General features: G+C 45.0%; 16 protein-coding genes and 1 pseudogene. 8 read left to right on the top strand and 9 right to left on the bottom strand.

The features are described 5' to 3' along the window. Window positions 1–1,584: TonB-dependent siderophore receptor (locus tag Q4Q50_RS07405; protein WP_311898931.1), on the top strand; the 1,584-nt coding region annotated here is incomplete at its 5' end. A 235-nt stretch (window positions 1,585–1,819) separates the two neighbouring features. Then, entirely contained in the window at window positions 1,820–2,950 is a 1,131-nt protein-coding gene (locus Q4Q50_RS07400) for a patatin-like phospholipase family protein (RefSeq protein WP_311898930.1), read from the top strand. A gap of 195 nt (window positions 2,951–3,145) precedes the next feature. On the opposite strand, the gene asnB is transcribed toward Q4Q50_RS07400, so the two are convergent. Continuing rightward, window positions 3,146–4,810 carry an asparagine synthase B gene (gene asnB, locus Q4Q50_RS07395; protein ID WP_311898929.1) on the bottom strand — a complete coding sequence of 555 codons (1,665 nt, stop codon included), beginning with the start codon at window positions 4,808–4,810 and terminating at the stop codon, window positions 3,146–3,148. A 237-nt stretch (window positions 4,811–5,047) separates the two neighbouring features. Here asnB and Q4Q50_RS07390 point away from each other — a divergent pair, with 237 nt between their 5' ends. Continuing rightward, window positions 5,048–5,275, top strand: coding sequence for a hypothetical protein (locus Q4Q50_RS07390; protein ID WP_311898928.1), 228 nt, complete (start codon window positions 5,048–5,050; stop codon window positions 5,273–5,275). 144 nt (window positions 5,276–5,419) lie between these two features. Here Q4Q50_RS07390 and Q4Q50_RS07385 read toward each other — a convergent pair whose 3' ends face one another. The 6 genes and pseudogenes from Q4Q50_RS07385 to purM all read right to left on the bottom strand — a co-directional run bounded on the left by Q4Q50_RS07385 (window position 5,420) and on the right by purM (window position 11,256). Then, window positions 5,420–7,096 carry a M28 family metallopeptidase gene (locus tag Q4Q50_RS07385; RefSeq protein WP_311898927.1) on the bottom strand — a complete coding sequence of 559 codons (1,677 nt, stop codon included), beginning with the start codon at window positions 7,094–7,096 and terminating at the stop codon, window positions 5,420–5,422. Window positions 7,097–7,421: 325 nt separating this feature from the next. Next, entirely contained in the window at window positions 7,422–8,345 is a 924-nt protein-coding gene (locus Q4Q50_RS07380; protein WP_311898926.1) for a response regulator, read from the bottom strand. A gap of 59 nt (window positions 8,346–8,404) precedes the next feature. Next, window positions 8,405–8,637: pseudogene (locus tag Q4Q50_RS07375) on the bottom strand (hypothetical protein); the annotation flags it as partial. Window positions 8,638–8,670: 33 nt separating this feature from the next. Beyond that, on the bottom strand, window positions 8,671–9,417 hold the full coding sequence (locus Q4Q50_RS07370; protein ID WP_259562454.1) for an HAD-IIA family hydrolase: 747 nt from the start codon (window positions 9,415–9,417) through the stop codon (window positions 8,671–8,673). Window positions 9,418–9,574: 157 nt separating this feature from the next. Then, window positions 9,575–10,219 (bottom strand): phosphoribosylglycinamide formyltransferase, encoded by a 645-nt coding sequence (purN, locus tag Q4Q50_RS07365; protein WP_006087455.1) that lies wholly within the window; start codon window positions 10,217–10,219, stop codon window positions 9,575–9,577. Next, window positions 10,219–11,256, bottom strand: coding sequence for a phosphoribosylformylglycinamidine cyclo-ligase (gene purM, locus Q4Q50_RS07360; RefSeq protein ID WP_006081244.1), 1,038 nt, complete (start codon window positions 11,254–11,256; stop codon window positions 10,219–10,221). The genes purN and purM overlap by 1 nt, the downstream gene beginning before the upstream one ends. Window positions 11,257–11,587: 331 nt before the next feature. On the opposite strand from purM, the gene upp reads away from it, so the two are divergent. After that, window positions 11,588–12,214, top strand: a complete 627-nt coding sequence (gene upp / locus Q4Q50_RS07355) for a uracil phosphoribosyltransferase (RefSeq protein ID WP_006081245.1) — start codon at window positions 11,588–11,590, stop codon at window positions 12,212–12,214. Window positions 12,215–12,485: 271 nt separating this feature from the next. Beyond that, window positions 12,486–13,892, top strand: coding sequence for a GGDEF domain-containing protein (locus Q4Q50_RS07350; RefSeq protein WP_311898925.1), 1,407 nt, complete (start codon window positions 12,486–12,488; stop codon window positions 13,890–13,892). Window positions 13,893–14,081: 189 nt separating this feature from the next. Here the strand turns inward: Q4Q50_RS07350 and Q4Q50_RS07345 are convergent, their stop codons facing one another. Further along, window positions 14,082–15,401: a Na+/H+ antiporter family protein gene (locus Q4Q50_RS07345; protein ID WP_006081246.1), complete on the bottom strand. Its 1,320-nt coding sequence runs from the start codon at window positions 15,399–15,401 to the stop codon at window positions 14,082–14,084. A 388-nt stretch (window positions 15,402–15,789) separates the two neighbouring features. Here Q4Q50_RS07345 and Q4Q50_RS07340 point away from each other — a divergent pair, with 388 nt between their 5' ends. After that, the gene (locus Q4Q50_RS07340; protein WP_006081247.1) at window positions 15,790–16,395 is read left to right on the top strand and encodes a peroxiredoxin C; all 606 of its coding nucleotides are present in this window, start codon (window positions 15,790–15,792) and stop codon (window positions 16,393–16,395) included. Between the two features lie 100 nt (window positions 16,396–16,495). On the opposite strand, the gene rnt is transcribed toward Q4Q50_RS07340, so the two are convergent. Further along, the gene (gene rnt, locus Q4Q50_RS07335) at window positions 16,496–17,167 is read right to left on the bottom strand and encodes a ribonuclease T (protein WP_311898924.1); all 672 of its coding nucleotides are present in this window, start codon (window positions 17,165–17,167) and stop codon (window positions 16,496–16,498) included. Between the two features lie 141 nt (window positions 17,168–17,308). Here rnt and motY point away from each other — a divergent pair, with 141 nt between their 5' ends. Beyond that, complete coding sequence (gene motY, locus Q4Q50_RS07330; RefSeq protein ID WP_063883092.1) at window positions 17,309–18,178, top strand: flagellar protein MotY; 870 nt, start codon at window positions 17,309–17,311, stop codon at window positions 18,176–18,178. 795 nt (window positions 18,179–18,973) lie between these two features. Next, on the top strand, window positions 18,974–21,157 hold the full coding sequence (locus Q4Q50_RS07325; protein ID WP_311898923.1) for a prolyl oligopeptidase family serine peptidase: 2,184 nt from the start codon (window positions 18,974–18,976) through the stop codon (window positions 21,155–21,157). Window positions 21,158–21,290: the final 133 nt, after the last annotated feature.

The raw sequence follows: 21,290 nt of genomic DNA, 5'->3' as shown, positions 1-21,290 counted from the left end.
CTGGATTTGACTGGCGGCTTAACCAACAATCTCGCCTATCGCTTTGGCGCCTATTATCAGCAGGAAGATAGCTTTCGGAATAATGCCGATAGCCAAAATGCTGAAGTGGCGGGTGGGTTACTCTACGAAATCAGTGATGATACTAAGCTCACCACGACCTTCGATATCATTAAGCAGGATTTAGGCGGCAATCGACTGCGCGGCGTGCCTGTCGATAATGACGGTAATTTCCTTGTTGCGCCATCCTATAATGCCAATGAGAAGAGTGACTTCCAGAAGATGGATGCACTGGTGCTGCAATCGATTCTCGATCATCAATTCACCGATAACTTCTCTGTCAAGACGCAGATCCGTTATCTGAATAATGATTCCACGCAGCAATATCATGAATCGAGAGGTTGGGCGACCTTAGATGCCAATAAAAAGCCCATTATGGGTGATGGCACCATTAAGCGTGAATACCGAGTGCAAGCTCGTGCCAACGATGAAATCAGTTTAACCAATGATTTTGTTTATGCATTCGATGCCTTAGGTTTTGAACATGAGTTCCTGTTTGGTGGCGATTATCACTATGTTGAAACCGAATATAGCTACAAGTTGGCGACGGATAAAACAGGTGTTGGCAACCTGAATATTTTTGACCTTAATTATGGTGAAACTGACCCAAGTACTTATACGCTGCAAGACAAAAATACCGATGGCACTCGCGCTAACCGCTATGGCGTGTATGTGCAGGAACATCTGCACTTTAATGAACAGTGGTCATTGATTGCTGGTCTGCGTTTCAGCCAGTTTGATGACTATGATAAAAAGACGGGGTTCTCCTTCAGCGATAACGCGATAACGCCAAGAGCTGGGCTTAATTATCGTCCAATCGATTCAATGTCCTTTTATTTGAATTACTCAGAGAGCTTCAATCCAGCATCTTTAACCGATCAAGCACAAGATATTGCTGACGGTTTCCTCGATCCAGAAACGGGTAATCAAATTGAACTTGGGATGAAAAATGAGTGGCTTGATGGCCAGTTCATGACCACGCTCGCGGTATATCGCATTGAAAAACAAAATGTCGCTCAAGCTAACCCTTTAAATACTGGCGATGACGATGGCATTCCCGCTTTACTTAATTTGGGTGAAGTACACAGTCAAGGGGTTGAATGGACGCTGGTGGGGGATTTAACCGATAACCTGACTGTCACGGCAAACTATGCTTATAACGAGACTGAAGTGGTTAAAGGAGTCACTAACGACAGTTTAACCAATACCTTTGACAGTAAGCACTTTGCCAATGCGCCGCGTCATCAAGCGGGAATATGGACCCGTTACGATATCAATGCACTCGATTCGGCGATTGCCTTTGGTATGGACTATGTGGGCGAGCAGTTCAGCCTCGATGGTCAAATAGTGAAGCCCCATACGATTTTTGACATGAGCTGGACGACTCAGTGGGATCAAACTCAAGTTCGTTTAAATCTTAAAAATATCTTCGACAAAGAATATGCCGTCAGTGGGTTTAGCGAACGTAATGGCCATTTCCCCGGTGAGCCGCGCAATATCACGTTAGAACTGAGTCATAAGTTTTAATGCATTGATGTGAAAATAGCTTGTTCGTTAAGGATGACGAACAAGCTAGCCTGCCTAACCTTGCTTATCACTGCCGTAATTTCTGCCAGTATTTGCTGTCGTTATCATCACCGGCTAATGCTTGCACATTATCTTAATAGTATTTTCCTATTAAGATGATAGCTTCTATCCGTTATCCTTTCTCATTTAGCTTGTTTAGACTCGCCTTATATGAATTATTCGATAAGGTTTTACTATGCACGCCGTCAGCCACTTAGCTTCCAAAGACGCTCAATCTAATGCTAGCCCACAGGTGGCCTTGATTGCAGAAGGAGGTGGTCAGCGCGGTATTTTCACAGCTGGCGTACTCGATGCTTGGCTTGATGACGGCTTCGATCCCTTTGATTTATTTATTGGTACTTCTGCTGGCTCACAGAATCTCAGCAGTTTTTTGGCCCGTCAAAAAGGTTATGCCAAACGCTTGATCCGCGGTTTGTCGCGGCATAAACGTTTCTATCGACTCGGTAGGGGGTTAGTCGGCGGCAATGTGGTCGATTTAGATTGGTATTTTGAGCAGACTAGACAAGGGATGTTCAAATTAGATCTTAATGCGGCAACAGCCTCACTCGGTGATCGGCAGCTACTGATCACCACCACCAATGCCAGTGATCGCAAGGGATATTTTTTAAGTCCAAGCAGTAAAAGCCAGTGGCGCGAATTGCTTAAAGCCTCCAGCGCATTACCATTTTTGTATAAACAAGGGGTGAAACTCACGCCTTGGCTAAATGATAATGCCTGTAATAGTGACAAAGCCTGTAATAACGATGCGGCTAATCATAGCGGGTCGCATCACAGCGCAGCATTGAGCGAATCTATCGACAGTGATTTTTATCTCGACGGCGGCTTAGCCGCGCCTTTGCCTGTGCGTGAGGCCTATCGTCGTGGTGCCCGCAAAATTGTGGTGATCCGCACTGTGAGCGAAGATTTTCAGGCGCAATCTGCTTGGGTTCACAAGCTAAAATCGTGGATTTGTGTTTCTGGTTTTTGCCCGAAAACCATAGATTATTTAGTGCAGCATGAACAAGCCTATCAGGATGAATTGGACTTTATCGCTAATCCGCCAGAGGATGTGGAGATAGTGCAGATTTTTGCCGCTGAAAATTTGCAGAGTAAGTTACTGGGTAGCACCGATGCCGATTTACGCCACGATTACCATGCGGGCATAAGTGCTGGAAAGCAGTTTTTAACCCAAGATCCGATGGCATTGACGCCGATGAATGTTCATTTTCACACTCAAGTGCAAACCAACGCTCACACTCAAACCCACATTCAAGCTCACTCTCAAGCTAACTCTCAAATCCAGCCATTTAGTGCGCTGTCGGCCTAGCTTGGTTTCGAGTTAAGCCACAATGTAGTGCGTGAGTAAGCAATAAAAGTAAACTGTATCGAAATACAAAAGCCACCCTAGGGTGGCTTTTGTGGTTGGCTATCTTAACCAGTTTATCAATCCAGCTGATTCACTTAGCTTATTAATTTAGCGTATTAACCTAGTTTATCAACTGAGCACTTTAACGTTAGGCTATTAATAACTTGAGGTGTGTACAGAGCGTACTGCTCGGCCCGATGGGTCGATAATGCCGCGTAAGCTTTCGTCCCAAGCTAATGCTTCTGGCGTTGAACAGGCGACGGATTTACCACCTGGAACCGTTTCAGCAGCGCCGCTCAGTGGATAATGTTCCTCAAAGAAGCAGCGATAGAAATAGGCTTCTTTGGTTTCTGGCGTGTTGTATGGGAAACGGAATTTCGCGTTTGCCAATTGTAAATCTTCCACCCGCGCTGCAGCTTGTTCTTTCAAACCGTCAATCCAAGAGTAGCCTACGCCGTCACTGAATTGTTCCTTTTGACGCCATGCCACTTCTTTTGGCAATTTATGCTCAAAGGCTTGGCGCAGAATGTGTTTCTCGATACGACCATCCTTAGACATTTTTGCTTCAGGGTTGATGCGCATCGCCACATCCATAAACTCTTTATCGAGGAAGGGCACGCGGGCTTCTAATCCCCAAGCGGCCATGGCTTTGTTGGCACGCAGACAATCGAACAGATGCAGCTTATCGAGTTTGCGGACTAATTCCTCGTGGAATGCCTGTGCGTTTGGCGCTTTATGGAAGTATAAATAGCCGCCAAATAGCTCATCAGCACCTTCACCCGATAACACCATCTTAATGCCCATAGCTTTGATTTTACGCGCCATTAAATACATAGGTGTCGCGGCACGTATGGTGGTGACATCGTAGGTTTCTAAGTGATAGATCACTTCTTTAATAGCATCTAAGCCTTCTTGGAAGGTGAAATGGATCTCATGGTGAATCGTACCAATGGCATCTGCGACCTTTTTGGCGGCGATTAAATCCGGCGCGCCTTTTAAGCCGACGGCAAAGGAGTGAAGCTGTGGCCACCAAGCGCCCGTTTCACCATCGTCTTCGATGCGGCGTTTAGCAAAGGTTTGAGTAATCGCTGAGATAACCGATGAATCTAATCCACCCGACAGCAACACACCATAGGGCACGTCAGACATTAATTGGCGTTTAACCGCCGCTTCTAACGCGTCACGCAATTCTTCCTGGCTGGCTGGGTTATCTTTAACCGCATCATAGCTTTGCCAATCGCGAGTGTAGTATTTAACGGCTTCACCATCTTTTGAATAGAGATACTGGCCAGGTTGGAATTCTTCTACGGTTTTACATACCGGCATCAGGGCTTTCATTTCCGAGGCAACATAGAAGTTACCCGCAGCGTCACGGCCTGTGTATAGCGGGATGATCCCCATGTGATCGCGGCCAATTAGGTAGCAATCTTGGGCTTTGTCATATAACACAAAGGCGAAGATACCGTTTAATTTATCAAGAAATTCAGTGCCGTATTCTTGATACAGCGCCAAAATGACTTCACAGTCAGAGTTGGTCTGATAGCTGTACTTATCGCCTAACTGGGCTTTCAATTCTTTGTGGTTATAGATTTCACCGTTAACTGCGAGGATCAAGCTGCCATCTTCGGTCAGCAGCGGCTGAGCACCGTGTTCAATGTCAACAATGGCTAAACGTTCGTGGGCAAGAATTGCCTTATCACTGGCATAAATACCTGACCAGTCAGGGCCACGGTGGCGCATTAGCTTAGACATTTCTAGCGCGACTTGGCGCAGTTCTTTGGCATCAGATTGGATATCTAAAATCGAAAAGATTGAACACATAGTACAACTCCCACACTGTCTGTCATTTGAGGATGTCTCAATTGAGGTTTAATGTGCCAGCAATTTAGGCATTTGCCAAACACTATTTTTGATGTTTTATCTGTTTATTGGTGTTTTTGTTGATTTTGATGTTTATGTTTAATGCTTTTATTTGAGAATAATTCATTTAATTTGCGTTATTTTTGGTGATTTGTTTTTATTGTCTGATTTGACGTGAGAGGTTTTGGGGAATTCACAATGTGTTTTGAAAAAGTGTCGATGACAGAAAAACCGCTAAAAAAGACCTTAAACAATGAGTTGTCCCGTTTAAGTGTTTTATTTTTAATCAATTTATGCGCCGAGTTTGACATCAACCAATGGCATAAGCCTATGCAGAATGGTGTGGCAGGATGGATATTTCGCGATAACTGTATTGTTTGTGAGCTGAAAACAAAAAAGCACGTGAATGGCTCACGTACTTTTTAATCTTGTTTGGCGCTTTGCCGTGCTGGCTGAGATGGCGCTTTATTCAGCTGGTGCTTTATTTCGCAGGAGCGACTAGCGGGCGTCAATAAGAATAAGAGACGACTAACCAAGTCGCCTCTCACAAGCTGTCACTGATACAAGCTGCTATTTTGTATCTGTCACAAGCGTCGTTTTAGCTGGGCGCAGGCTATTGAACTCTGTGCCTTGATAGTATCCCGGCCAATCTTTGCTGTTGCCCAATGTGCGCGTGACTTGGTAGTAGATTTGCAAATCTTGCAGCGCGCCGCTCAAATCCCAGTCTTCATGGTATTCATCGCAGACATTGTGATAACAGCCTTTCATTGTGGCTTGCATCTGGGTTTTATAAGCCGCCGTGGTCTCATTAACGGGGTCGCTACCGCCGCCGGCAAAGACCGCTGGGACGCCCAGTTTGGCAAAGCTGAAATGATCTGAACGGAAGAAACCGCCCGAAGCGGGATTTTTCTCACCCATGGCGATGCGGTTCTGTTGTTTCGCCGCATCAATAAGGTAAGTTTCTAACTCAGATTTCCCTTTGCCGACAATCGTAAAATCCTTGGTTTTGCCGTAGATATTGGTGCTGTCGAGGTTTAGCACTGCCACGGTTTTGTCGATAGGATAAAGTGGATTGGCAGCGTAATAGCGCGAACCGAGTAAGCCCTGTTCTTCACCTGTGGTGGCAATAAAGGTGACCGAGCGCGCTAAACCGTGGCCTTGATTCGCATTGTCGGTTAATTGTCTGGCGATCTCGAGAATGCCGGCAGTGCCCGAGGCGTTGTCCATGGCGCCGTTGTAAATCTGATCGCCTGCTTTCGTCTCGTCTTTACCTATGTGATCCCAATGGGCGGTGTAGAGGATCTGCTCGTCGGCTTGTGTGCTGCCGGGGAGCGTGGCGACTACGTTGTAGCTATTCGCGTATTCGGCTTTATTTTTAAAGGCGATACTGGCCGTTTGCTCAAGGGGGACATTGATTGGGCTGTCGGCGGCGCGCGCCATCAAGCTCGGCAGTGATAAACCCGCTTTATCAAACAGCTGGGTTGCTGCGTCCAATGTAAGCCAGCCTTCGACTTTGATGCGGCTATCTTGTTCGGCTTTACTCAGCACTAGATCTTGCTGTGGCCCAGTCCAGCTATTTTCTACCACAGACCAAGGATAAGAGGCGGGCTCAGTATCATGGATGATCAGTGCACCAAGGGCGCCTTGACGGCTGGCCTCTTCAAACTTATAGCTCCAGCGGCCGTAATAGGTCATGGCTTTGCCATTGAACTTACCCGAGTCAGGGCGGGCAAAGCCGGGGTCGTTGACTAAGATCACCGCAATTTTGCCTTTCATGTCGAGATCTTGGTAATCATTCCAACCATATTCTGGTGCGTTCACTCCATAGCCAACAAAGACTAATGGCGCGTTCTCAATGTTAATGCCACCGTTATCGTGACGACTGCTGAGCACCAGATCTTTTCGGTATTTAAAGGGTAATCCTGCCAGCGTGACTTGCTGCGCTTCATCTGCGGTATAGCTGACCATAGGCACAGGTTGTAAAAAGCTGCCTTGGTATGCGCCCTTGAGTCCCATCTCTGTAAAGGCTTTAGTCAAATAGTCCAAGGTGAGTTTTTCACCGTGAGTAGTCGGTGCTCGACCTTCAAATTCATCGGATGACAGGGCTTTTATATCATTTCTAAAGCGTGCTTCATTGAACTGCACGGGTTTGAGTTCAGCCAAAGTACTGTTGCCATCGGATTGGGATGAATTCGGACTACAGGCACTGAGCATGGCCAGCGCACAGAGGGGATACAGACGTCGCATAGGTTAATCCTACTGTTGTTTTAATTAAGGAATTTTAGATTTCTGTTAATCAATCAGAAGTGAGGCTTATCATGAAGCAAGCCGCAGCGAGCCACAAGGCTGAGAAGAAGGTGAATGTGTTACTTAATGTTGCTTTACCCTATGCAATACGCCTTTGGGCGAGGCGTGTTGCATGGGTAATGTTTAAGCGACTGGCAAGGATGAATTGCTAGACGTAGGATTAGTCCACTATGATAATCACACCAGACTACTTTGGGGCAACCCTTACTATAACAACAAAAAACTGATGCGTTTAAGTAAGGGCTGAAAGTCAGAATTATTCCAGTTAAGCGATGGTTTTTTCGTCATTTGGTATCAAGTTAAGAAGTGCTCTTTTTGTTACTTCGAACACTTGAGGCATGTAGTTTTCATCTAATACTAACTTAATATCTATGTCACGATTGTGTAGATCTAAAGCTTGTCTTATTACTTGTTCGTTATGCAGCACCCAATGCTCTAGCACTCTAACTCTGTCGACAAGTCTGTCAGTACCTATAATGGCTCGCGCTGGATGTTTACTCGATGTAAAGCTACCTCCTAAAGGAAGGTATTCAGTTCCATCTTCAACTGTAACTGTTGTATTCCCAGCTTTTTTTCTCAAAATCCTGCGTTCTTCTTGAGTTAGAATTTCTTTACTTCCAGTTTGTAAAATGGCACGTGATATCGCCTGAGGCCAATAGTCATGCAATATTTGTATTAAACTGGTATTTGTCCAAGTGACATTTCCTACTTCTTTTTTCTCATGAAGCAGTATGTCTAACAAGTAAGCATCATCACCATCAAAATACACAAACAGCATGTCATCGCCTTTACCACCTTCCTCGAAATGAATATGGTGGATTCCCCACTCAAAGCGAAGTAAATCCGTTTTATTGTCTTTGTTTTGATGACGTGCTTTTACTTGTTTACTAAGGAAGGGATTTACATCAACACCGTGTGAGAGCATCGAAACCATATTTGCTGTTTCGGGGCGATTCTGTAGCCGTGGAGATATGTGAATGTTCCACTTTTTGATCGGTATTCTGCGTTCAGTCACCGTAAGAAAGTGAAGTATTAAGTTTTTTATATCGTAATGCTTATAGCTAAGGTGAGCTTCTGTAGCACTAATGTGTTGCTTACTTAGCTCTTCAAAACTTGGTATTTGGTAACCAAAACCTTTTAGCTTTTCTTTGATTTCAGTTTCTAAATCCTTAAAGAAATCCACTTCCATGTTGTGCTCCTATTAATGTGCAAAATTTTACTAGAAGTATTCTATCGCGTTATGCGGATACGGAAAAAATCGGCGGTTGGTATGGCGGAGGTGCAAAAGCATTCTTCATGATTATCCATTCCTGCCGCGCTTAAACTGTTTTGCAGATCCTTACCCGTTTTGTAAGGAATAGCTAGTCAGAACGACCAATGGATTGCCTTGTTCTAAAATGCGCTGGATAAATGTCGCTACCGAATATCCGTTTATTTAAGGTATTTAGTTTATGGCGCCCAGCACCATAAACGCTGGGCACACATTGGGAAATGAGCTTAATTAAAATGAAGATTTAAACAACATCGATGTCACCCGCGCAGGCAAACACATGGTTCGGGCGGAAGGGTTCTTTGTCGATATCTTCAAGCTTACTCACGCCACTGGTGACTAGAATGGTTTCAAGCCCAGCTTGGAAGCCTGCCAAAATATCGGTGCGCATATTGTCGCCGATGATGACAGTGTCTTCCGAGTGCCCATCAATATGATTAAGCGCAGAGCGAATAATCCATGCGCTCGGTTTACCCACGTAGAAAGGTTTTTTACCGGTAATACGCTCAATAGGTGAACACAGCGCGCCACAGGCTGGGCTGTAAGCTGGGCCGTGAGTGTCTGGGTTAGTGGCAATAAAGCGCGCGCCGCGTGCGATGAAGCCTGCCGCTTTATGGATCATTTCCCAGTTGTAGGAGCGGGTTTCACCGACAATCACAAAGTCAGGGTTGATATCGGTAATGGTAAAGCCTGCTTTGTAGAGTTCATGGGTGAGGGCGCCTTCACCAATAACATAGGCTTTACTGCCTTCTTGGTGCTGTAAAAAGTCAGCGGTTGCCATGGCGGAGGTATAAAAGCATTCTTCAGGAATATCAATACCGGCAGCGCTTAAACGGTTTTGCAGATCCTTTCCCGTTTGTACGGGATAGTTAGTCAGGACGACTAACGGATTGCCTTGTTCTAAAATACGCTGGATAAATTTGTCGCTGCCGGGGATCAGTTTATTGTCGTGCAGTAGTACACCATCGATATCGCAGATAATATTTTTCATCTAATAGTCTCTTGTCATGCCGAGCAAAAATCACTTTTCGTTAAGTTATCTAATGCCACATTGCCCCAGAAAACAATGCTTTTGTGGAAAATAGTTAAAAAAATAGAGACCCTAAGGTCTCCATTTGTGATCTCGCTACCATTGCTTTTAAGCGGAACTAATCAGGCGCGTAACCGCTCGGGCCGATGAGATTGCCATCAAGATAGGCTTGGCCGTTTTGCATGTTAAGACGTTGCTGACTAAACCATTTCACCACGAGTGGGTAAATGGCATGTTCTTGCTCATGCACGCGGGCGGCGAGCATGTCAGCGGTATCTTCTTCATAAACAGGCACTTTAGCCTGTAAAATCACCGGACCTGCATCCAGCTCAGGCGTGACAAAATGCACGCTGGCACCATGTTCGCTGTCGTTAGCGTCAATGGCACGTTGATGGGTGTTTAAGCCAGTGTATTTCGGTAACAGTGAAGGATGGATATTGATCATGCGACCTAGGTAATGATTCACGAAATCATCGGTTAAGATCCGCATAAATCCTGCCAACACGATTAAATCGGGTTGGTACTGTTCGATCACTGTCATTAAACGCGCATCGTATTCAGAGCGAGATTCACCTTGGTGAGCTATCACGCAGCTGGTATCAATTTCGCCATGATGGGCGCGCACTAGGCCATAGGCATCGGGTTTATTACTGATGACTCCGACAACTTCGGCCTGCAGGTTATCGTCGCAACCGTCGATAATCGCTTGCAGGTTACTGCCATTTCCGGAAATTAATACAACTACACGACAGCTCTGGGGCATTACAGGATCTCCACTTGCTCTTCATTGCCTTCACGATCTGCGATAGCACCGATAAGCCAAGCTTGTTCACCTTCTGCAGCCAGTAATGCAAGTGCTGCATCCACTTTATCGGCTGGCAGCGCGACTAACATGCCGACGCCACAGTTGAAGGTGCGATACATTTCATATTCTGCAATGTTGCCATTTTCCATTAACCAACTGAAAACAGCAGGCCATTGCCATGAATCGCCTTGGATAACCGCTTTTAAATTATCTGGCAGTACGCGTGGGATGTTTTCCCAGAAGCCGCCACCAGTAATGTGTGCCATTGCATGTACGTCTGATGCTGCGATCAGTTTTAGCAATGATTTCACGTAAATTTTAGTTGGCTCAAGTAGATGTTCAATTAGCGGTTTGCCATTGAGATCTTGTTGAGGGTCTGCTTGGCTCACTTCTAATACTTTACGTACTAAAGAGTAACCATTTGAATGAGGGCCGCTCGAGGCTAATGCGATGAGCGCATCACCCGCTGCCACTTTGCTACCGTCAATGATGTCGGCTTTTTCAACTACGCCCACGCAGAAACCTGCTAGGTCGTAATCTTCACCTTCATACATGCCTGGCATTTCAGCGGTTTCACCGCCGATTAATGCACAACCAGATTGGAAACAACCTTCGCCGATACCGTTGACGACAGACGTCGCGGTTTCAACATCCAGCTTGCCCGTTGCGTAGTAATCGAGGAAAAACAGTGGCTCAGCGCCTTGAACGATTAAATCGTTCACACACATAGCAACTAAGTCTATGCCGACTGTGTCGTGTTTTTTATAGTCGATGGCTAAACGCAATTTAGTTCCAACACCGTCGGTGCCAGACACTAAAACCGGTTGCTTGTATTTGGTGGGGATTTCACACAGGGCGCCAAAACCACCTAAGTTGCCCATAACTTCTGGACGACGGGTACGTTTAACGGCTGCTTTAATGTTACTTACCAGTGCATTACCTGCATCAATATCAACGCCGGCATCTTTATAGCTCAGTGGGGTAGGTGTGCTCACGGAGGGATCCTCTCGGGTACATCGTTATTGGATTTTATGCGGCGGTATTCTACCAGCTTGTGCTAGGGGTCGAAAGTCATGATTTGGATTTATGCCCCTCGGCGGAGTATTTTTGGCCGAGTAAAACTGTATTTCAGTTTCTGAGGTCTTGAGATTGGTCACAAAATAGTAAATTAAGGTACGTATCTTAGTCGATTGGGAATTATTCATGGGAGATAGCTCACGATTAGGTCTAATGGCAAAACTTTATGTTTTACCTAGTAAACAAATCAACTAGAATCTGAAAAATTTGCCTAAAATAATACGCCGAAAAATAAAGTAGGAGAGAAAAATGAAAGTTGTCGAGGTTAAACATCCTTTAGTGCGTCACAAAATCGGTTTAATGCGCGAAGGTGACATTAGCACTAAACGTTTCCGTGAGCTAGCCGCCGAAGTGGGCAGTTTATTAACCTATGAAGCTACCGCAGATTTCGAAACTGAAACGGTGACGATTGAAGGCTGGAACGGTCCGGTTGAAGTCGACCAAATCAAAGGTAAAAAAGTCACGGTTGTGCCGATTTTACGTGCGGGTTTGGGCATGATGGACGGTGTGCTTGAGCATATCCCCAGTGCGCGTATTTCAGTTGTCGGTATTTACCGTGACGAAGAAACTCTTGAGCCTGTACCTTACTTTGAAAAGCTCGCCAGCGACATGAACGAGCGTATTGCCTTAGTTGTCGACCCAATGCTCGCGACTGGTGGTTCTATGATTGCGACCGTCGATTTATTGAAGAAACGCGGTTGTACTTCAATCAAAGCCTTAGTGTTAGTGGCTGCGCCTGAAGGGATCAAAGCGTTAGAAGCGGCGCATCCTGATATCGAGTTATATACCGCTGCTATCGACAAGTGCCTCAATGAGAAGGGCTATATCCTGCCTGGTCTTGGTGATGCGGGCGATAAAATCTTTGGTACTAAATAACCAAAGCTGTTAAAAATCAAGTTGCTAAATAATTAGCGTAGCTGATGCTCAGTTGAGCGGATGTACTCAGTAAGGGAGCCTAGGCTCCCTTTTTGTTTTTTTGTTCGCCACAGTTATAACAACTTTGTTTTAAGCTGCTAAAGTTTTGCATTAAGACAAATGGTTATTCGCAATTGCAGTTGTTTTTATTGGTTTATTTTGTGGTTTAATGGGACATTACTTAAGTTTTGGGCAAGGCATATTGTCGGTATAACAAGGATTAAGAGGGATTATGGGACATTCGGCACTCAACTGGTTGTTATTACGTCGGTCACTTGCACTTGCGACCCTCTTGTTTGTCATATTCTTGTTGATCCTATTGCCGTTTAAAATCGATAGAGAACACCAATCCTTTGTGTCTTTTGTAAAAACCAAGCAAATCACACCGAGCTATATTGAACTGCTCGGTAAAAGCTTATCCCTGCACGACATCATTGATTTCAATAAATCTTCTTTAGCGCCTTTTCAGCTCGATCCCACCCGATTAATGCTGCCCCAAGGGGTGGAGCTTTCTGCTGAAGAAGCGCAAGTCTTACGCTACTTTGATTATCTCTACTCCAGTAAAAAGACCAACGCAGAAGATATTTTCCTGTATGTGGGGCTTTATCGTAGTGATGCTGTGTATTTTGCTACCCCAATCCCTGAGGACGTAAAAGCGCGGCTGATTAATGACCGTACTTCGACAAATGAGTTTTGTCAGAGCCTGCACTATTGTGCGAAAGACGCGACGCCAGAGTCCTTGGCCGATGGCATAGTGTTATCCATTCCTTATCAGGATGAAGTGACTGGTAAAGTCATTTTATCTATGGCCTCGCCGATTACATCATCTAGCGATCCTAATCATTTTATTGGTGATGTGATTGCCGACACGGCCTTTATGACGTCGGGTTTTATGCGTAATAAACATGTGGAATGGCGCAATACCGATTATGGCACTGAGTTGGTGATCACGACAGATAGCCTTTGGGCTGAACTGACGCCGGAGTTCTTGTTTTATTCGATGACAAATCATTTAGATAACATGACTTCACTGACATACAAAATCAGTATATTTCGTTTTATTGTGTGGAATTTGCCCCTGTGGTTTTTGTTATCTATTGTGATCTTCTTCGTTCAAATTAATATCAATCGTTTTAGGAAACTTCGTACTGAGCGTCAACGGTTTAGTGAAGCGATGTTATTGGATGCTTTTACTCGCACCTACAATAAGAAAGTCTATGAGACCGCACTGTTTGATGTCGCAACTAAGGGGCATTACGCTGTGATCTGCGTGGATGGCGATAAAATCAAAACCATTAATGATACCTACGGGCATAAACTCGGTGACATGGCGATCATGCAAATTGTCGATGCAATGCGCGGCGTATTTCGAGAAAACGATTTGTTAATCAGAACCGGCGGTGATGAGTTTGTCGTCATCTTAGCTAATTGTACTTTTGAACCGGCTTTGGTATTGGCTGAACATTTACGTCAAGCTGTGGCAGAGCGACAATTTTTAAATGTGTTGACCGTTTCCTGCGGTGTCGCTGATTCGCAAGACTATGCTAACTTCGAGGCAGTGCTGCAAGCGGCGGATAAAGCGCTGTATGAGGATAAAAAGAATAAGCAGGGTAGCCGCAAGCTCGAAGCGACACGGTAACTATCATGTTAGTTATCAGGCTATTATTGCGTTAACTATTGATATTGAGTTAGCTATTGAGTTAATCATCGAGTGAATTAACGCGTCACGTGACCGCGATAAAGTTGCAGCCGGCAATAAAAAAACAGCGCGGACAATGTCCGCGCTGTCGTTACTTTCTATTACTGCTATCAATCTATTCAATCGTGTTTATAACACCATGGCCGCAATCCAGCCAAACACTAACAGTGGGATATTGTAGTGGATGAAAGTGGGGATCACGCTGTCACGAATGTGGTCGTGTTGCCCATCGGCATTCAAACCCGCAGTAGGCCCTAAGGTGGAATCCGATGCTGGCGAGCCCGCATCACCCAGCGCTGCGGCGGTGCCGACTAACGCGATCGTCGCCGCCACTGAAAAACCAAAACTTAACGCCAATGGCACATAAATGGTCGCGATAATCGGAATAGTGGAGAAAGACGAGCCAATTCCCATAGTGATCAGTAGACCTACTAGCAGCATCAAGAAGGCGGCGAGGGCTTTATTATCCCCAATGATGTCGCTAAGCGAAGCCACAAGCGTGCCCACTTCACCGGTTTCTTTCACTACCGCGGCAAAACCTGCGGCAGAAATCATGATAAAGCCGATGTTGGCCATCATGCGCACGCCTTGATTGAAAATATCTTGGTCGGCGACATGCTTTAAGGCGCCAGAGAAACTGAAAATCATGAAGCCGACTAGGGCGCCAAAAATCATCGAATCGGTTTCAAGTTGCACCACTAAGGTGGCTAATATCGCCACTGCGGCAATGATAATATTGCGTTTGTTGAGGGTTTCTTCTGGCTCTGCAACCAGCACTTTGGCCTCATCGTAGATCCGAGGTTTACGGTAACTGATAAACACAGCTGTCAGTAAACCAACTATCATGCCCGCCGCTGGAATTAACATGGCTGGTGGAATTTGCTCACGTACAGCCGCTAAGCCATTGCTGGTTAAGTTGGAAAGCAGAATGTCATTTAAGAAAATGCCACCAAATCCAATCGGTAAAATCATATAGGTTGTGACCAGACCAAAGGTCAAAACACAAGCGACTAAACGACGGTCGATGTTCAGCTTGGTCATCACATGTAACAGGGGTGGCACTAAAATCGGAATGAAGGCGATATGAATAGGTAAAATATTCTGCGAGGCCATCGACATGACAAGTAGCGATAACAGCAGTAACCAGCGAACCCAGTTAGTGTTGGTGGGATTAGGATCTTGCCCAAGACTACTGATGATGCTTCTTGAGATAAGCGTGGTTAAGCCTGAGTGCGAGAGTGCGACAGCGAAGGCACCTAATAATGCATAACTGAGCGCAATTTGCGCGCCGCCACCTAAGCCCGTATTAAAGGCATCTATGGTTTGGTGCAGATCCATTCCGCCCACAAGTCCCGCCACTAGGGCGCTCACGGTGAGGGCGATAACTACATTCACCCTAGCTAAACTGAGTGCCAACATTAAGCACACTGCAATAACGACTGCATTCATAGTCAATTTTCTTAATTCTTTAAGCCAAAGACGCTATTTTTGACTGCAAAGGCTGTCGATGTCCAGTTTGCCGAGGGCTTATCTGAAAAATATCTGAAAATGTGATCATGCTGGGTTTTGTCTGTTAGCCGAATGTGGATTACTGCGCACACAGGATACGCAGATTGCTCTATCCTTAGTCAGGCAAAACGGAAATGCCCTTGAAAAATGTGATATTGGTCTTAAATAGGTTGTAAGGCACAGCACACGACTTATAATGCCTAAAGATTTGATTGGTAAGAACACCTTCTAATCAGTAAGGATTTAACTCGACCTAGGTTGAGGAGAGCATACTGGCTTGAGGGCGTCTTACTTTACACTTAGTTCAACTCATAGATGGAGATATAAAATGAGCGTATTAGTAGGCCGTCAGGCTCCTGATTTTACTGCTGCAGCTGTATTAGGTTCTGGCGAAATCGTTGATAGCTTCAACTTAACTGCTGCCATCAAAGGCAAGCCAGCAGTAGTATTCTTCTATCCACTTGACTTCACTTTCGTTTGTCCATCAGAGTTGATCGCATTTGATCACCGCATGGAAGAGTTCACTAAGCGTGGCGTAGAAGTGATCGGTGTGTCTATCGATTCTCAGTTCACTCACAACGCATGGCGCAACACCCCAGTTGAAAAAGGCGGTATTGGCCAAGTTAAGTACACGTTAGTGGCTGACGTTAAACATGAAATCTGTAAAGCATACGATGTTGAGCATCCAGAAGCGGGTGTGGCTTTCCGTGGTTCATTCCTGATCGACAAAGAAGGCATGGTTCGTCACCAAGTCGTTAACGATCTGCCATTAGGCCGTAACGTTGATGAAATGCTACGTATGATCGACGCACTGCAATTCCATGAAGAGCACGGCGATGTATGTCCTGCTGGCTGGGAAAAAGGCGATAAAGGTATGAATGCAAGCACTGAAGGTGTTGCTGCTTACCTGTCTGAAAACGCAAGCTCACTGTAATTAGTACTTGTTAATCACAGTTGTCTGTTAAATGAAAAAAGCTGCCAATGGCAGCTTTTTTGTTTTTAAATGACTTAAGGTCCAGCGTGAACCGCTAAACTTATTCCTCAGTATCGCTTTGTGCATCCAGCGCATCTACGGCCAGTAACGGCCAGCCGCCTAATGATTTCCAACGATTCACTATGTGACAAAAAAGCTCTGCGGTACGTTCGGTATCATATAGCGCAGAATGGGCTTCTTTATTATCGAAGGGAATGCCCGCCATGATGCATGCTTTGGCCAGTACCGTATGACCTATGGCAAGTCCGGCGAGCGTTGCTGTGTCAAAGGTGGCAAAAGGATGAAACGGCGAGCGTTTTAAGTCGCAACGTTCTATCGCCTTACTCACAAAACCATGATCGAATGCCGCATTGTGCGCCACTATGATACTGCGATGGCAGTCGGAGGCTTTTTGGGCTTTCTTCACCGCTTTAAATATTTCTAAAAAGGCTTCTTTCTCGCTCACCGCTCCCCGTAACGGATTAGTGGGATCAATACCGTTGAATGCTAACGCTTCGGGTTCTAAATTTGCGCCTTCAAAGGGCTCAATGTGGAAGTGTAGGGTTTTATCGATTCCTATCACACCTTCATTGTCCATTTTTAGTAGGGTGACGGCAATTTCTAGCAACGCATCGGTTTGAGAGTTGAAGCCCGCAGTTTCGACATCAATAACTACGGGAAAGTAGCCTCGAAATCGGTATTTCAATTTGTTCGCGTCGCAAATGTCACTCATAAAGTACTCAAGAAAATTCACAGGGCGCTATTATGCTAAATGTGTTGGGGTGTGTCATGCTTGATTGATGGTTTTATGAGCTAAAGGAACTAAATAGTTTGCCGATAAAGCCATGTAACCGATTAAACATGAGTAAAGGCTATGTGGCGAAAACTGATATTAGTATCAATTTTATGCGTTCCAGCAACTGCAACGGCAGAGTTGCGCCATTATGTCGCCTCTTTAAGTGATTCCCAATGGCGAGTGAGCGAGAATTCTCCCATCGTTTGTCGCCTCGAGCACGATATCCCTTCCTACGGTAAAGCGATTTTTACCAGCGAAGCGGGTAAGCAGCAAAATATGAATTTTACCTTAGACATGTGGGTAAAACCGGATCAAGTCACGCAAGCTAAGCTAATTAGTCGCGCGCCACAGTGGCGTCCGGGAGTGGTCTCAAAAGAGATCACTTCATTACATTATCAAAAGTACTTTAACGGTGAAGTGCCTAAGCGCGCAGCTTGGTCTATGTTGGCAGAGTTGAGTCGCGGTATGGAACCAACGTTTTACTATGCTGATTGGTATAACGAGTCGAATAAGATAGCTGTGGGTTTGTCATCGGTTAACTTTGGCCGTAAATACAGCGAGTTCAAAGCTTGTCTAGCGCACCTGTTGCCCTATAGTTTTGAAGATATCGCATTTACTGTGCTGAACTATGATGAAGGCGGAACCGATTTAACTCGTTTCTCCCAGCAGCAACTGTCTCGGGTTCAAGAATACTTAGCCTATGATCCTTTGGTGGAGCTAGTGCTGGTAGATGCGTATACCGATAGTTACGGTGGCCGTTCAGTTAACCAAAAAGTCTCAGATAAACGGGCTGAGTCGGTAAAAGATTTCTTTGTTGCCAGTGGTATTCCGCAAGATCGTATCGTTACTGTAGGGCACGGTGAGCGCCGTCATGTGGCTTCCAATGATGATATGGATGAAAGGGCACGTAACCGCCGCGTTGTGATACGGATCAGTAAGCCTTTGTAGTGTATTTGTGCACTGTTTAACCTGTGCCACATCAATATAGTTAAGCCCAATCCAATGCCAAGTCACTGACTTGGCGTTGTTATTTATAGATGCGGAGGTGGTTATTTTTGGATAGCTTGGCAGTATTTCGCTCAACCTCAACCTTTGCAGCATCAGCGAGCTTTGAATGGGATTATGAGTTTTTCTTATTTGTGATGTTCGCGAGCAGGTAATCGTTAAGCCGCAAATAAAACTAAAGTGAGGCTAGGGCATGAATAGTGATAGCGATTTAAAGCTTGATATCGTCGTAAGTAGGATGGTGTTTGAAATAGATAAAAAAAAGCCCGCTTAAACTAAGCGGGCCGCAAAAATAATGCATTTGCAATCAACAAATTGAAGGAAGGAAGTCAAGCATAAGAACCAGGGAAGAAACTGAAGTGTTGGGAACACACCAGTTTAAAAGTTCTTTGTTTTCGATATCTGCAAGCAGGTATCTCCTGAAAACAAGCACATTCTATGGTGAACTCGGCGGTAAAACAAACGAGAAAAATTGCCCATAAACATTAGTAATTCTAATGATTGCAAAGGTGATCTATATCACTTAAGTCACTATTTACCTTGATTAATAACTTATAAATCACTATTAGTGCATAATAATACACTTCAATAAGCTTATCCTTGCTGCCATTTTGTTAAATCTGCGATACAACCTAAAAATCTTCATATTAAGTTACGGCATTGCCATGATTTTTTTTGCTTGTATAGTACTTGCTGAAAAGGCCTTAAGCCCGAAACCACAAGAAGGACGATAACAAGATGGCATTAAGATTTCGCCTTGCAAAGCAAGGTTTGTTAGTGGCCACATTGGGAATGGCACTCGGTGCCTGCCAAAGTGGCAATGCACCTGAACAAAATTCGACTGAGCAGGCAAGCGCAAATAAATTGCTTTACCCAGTGACTCAAAAAGATGATCTCGTCGAAACCATTCACGGTGTTGCCGTGGCGGACCCTTACCGCCATTTAGAAGCCAATACGCCAGAAACGGAAGCTTGGGTAAAAGAACAACAAGCCTTCGGTCAAGCCTATTTAGCCAAGATCCCCAATAAACAAGCTGTGGTCGATCGCATCACTGAACTGTGGAATTACGAAAAAGTCTCCGCCCCATTTGAGAATGGCGACAATCAATTTTACTACCGTAATGATGGCCTGCAGGCGCAATCTGTTTTGTATGTCAAAGGGTTAGATGGCGTTGAAAAGCCAGTTCTCGATCCCAACAAACTGTCAGCGGATGGCACTGTGGCGCTATCAGGTGTTGCAGTGAGTAATGACGGTAAAATTTTAGCCTATGGTGTGTCAAATTCGGGCTCAGATTGGCAGCAATGGCAGTTTGTTGATATCGCAACCGGTAAGAAACTTGCCGATGAATTGAAATGGATTAAATTTTCTAGCGCAGTGTGGGATAAAGAAAACCAAGGCGTGTTTTATGCTCGCTATGATGCCCCAGCGGGTGGAGATGTCTTAGCCGACGTCAATTTCAACCAAAAAGTGTATTACCATAAATTAGGCACAGATCAGCGCCAAGATTTATTGATTTACGAGCGCCCACAGAATAAAGATTGGGGCTTTGGCATAGAGGTATCAGAGAAAGGCGAATACTTATTACTGTCGATTTCTCAAGGCACGGATAAGCGTAATCGTTTCTTCTATAAATCCTTATTTGAGCCTAAATCGCAAGTGGTGGAATTAATCCTCAACTTAGAAGCTGAATATGAGTTTCTCGGTAATGATGGTTCAGTGTTTTATTTTAAAACCGACTTAGATGCGCCTAACGGTAAAGTGATTGCGATTGATACCCGCAATAGCGATAAATCCCAATGGCAAACCATTATTCCAGAGTCTACAGATCCCATTAATAACGTCGCCATAATTAATGACCATTTAGTGGTGAGTTATTTACACGATGTATTAGGTCAATTATCGATTTACAGCATGGGTGGGCAGAAGCGCCAAGACGTAGCATTACCTGGTCAAGGCAATGTGGCGGGGCCTTTTGGTAAAGCAAGCAAAGACTATTTCTATTATGTGTTTAATAGCTATATTCAACCTGAAACCACCTATAAGTTTGACTTTAAAACCGCTGAATCAAGCGTAATTGCCAAACCTAAAGTATCGTTTAATCCCGATGACTATGTTTCTGAGCAAGTGTTTTATCGCAGCAAAGACGGCACGCGTGTGCCTATGATGCTGTCCTACAAAAAAGGCTTAGTGAAGAACGGTCAAAACCCAACATTACTGTATGCCTATGGTGGCTTTGCCATTTCGATGACACCACGCTTTAGTCCGGCCAACATTGCTTGGTTAGATATGGGCGGTATTTACGCTGTGCCGAGTTTACGTGGCGGCGCTGAATACGGCGAAAGCTGGCATCAAGCGGGGATGTTCGATAAAAAGCAAAATGTGTTTGATGACTATTTTGCCGCCGCTGAATATCTAGTGAGTGAGAAATACACCAACAGCACTAAGTTAGGTGCCTATGGCCGCAGTAACGGTGGTCTGTTGATGGGCGCTGCGGTAACTCAACGCCCTGAACTTTTCGCCGCGGTATTACCTGCGGTGGGCGTACTGGATATGCTGCGCTTCCATAAGTTCACTATCGGTTGGGCTTGGACGAGTGAATATGGCAGTGCCGATAAAGCAGAACAATTCCCAGCGCTATTGGCTTATTCGCCTTATCACAATGTGAAAGCGCAAGCTTACCCAGCGACTATGGTGATGACTGCCGATCATGATGATCGCGTCGTGCCATTACACAGTTTCAAGTTCGCAGCCATGTTGCAGGATAAGCAACAAGGCACTGAACCTGTGATTATGCGTATCGAGTCCAATGCGGGTCACGGAGCTGGTAAACCGACGGCGATGAAGATTGACGAATTTGCCGATATCTACAGTTTCTTGTGGCAGAGTTTTGGCTTAACACTGCCACAAACTATCGCAAAATAACTAACTATGTTAATAAAATGGGGTCCTTTGACCCCATTGTCTTTTACAATTGCCCCTATTCATCTGAAACCCGCGCTATTCCTATCTATATCTTCGTCGGGTCATTCACAAGTCTTGTTTCCCTAGGTATAGT

This window comes from Shewanella scandinavica, from assembly GCF_031932065.1.
Classification (GTDB): domain Bacteria; phylum Pseudomonadota; class Gammaproteobacteria; order Enterobacterales; family Shewanellaceae; genus Shewanella; species Shewanella baltica.
The sequence above is the reverse complement of the archived record's forward strand: the minus strand, read 5'-3'. Positions and strand labels throughout refer to the sequence as shown.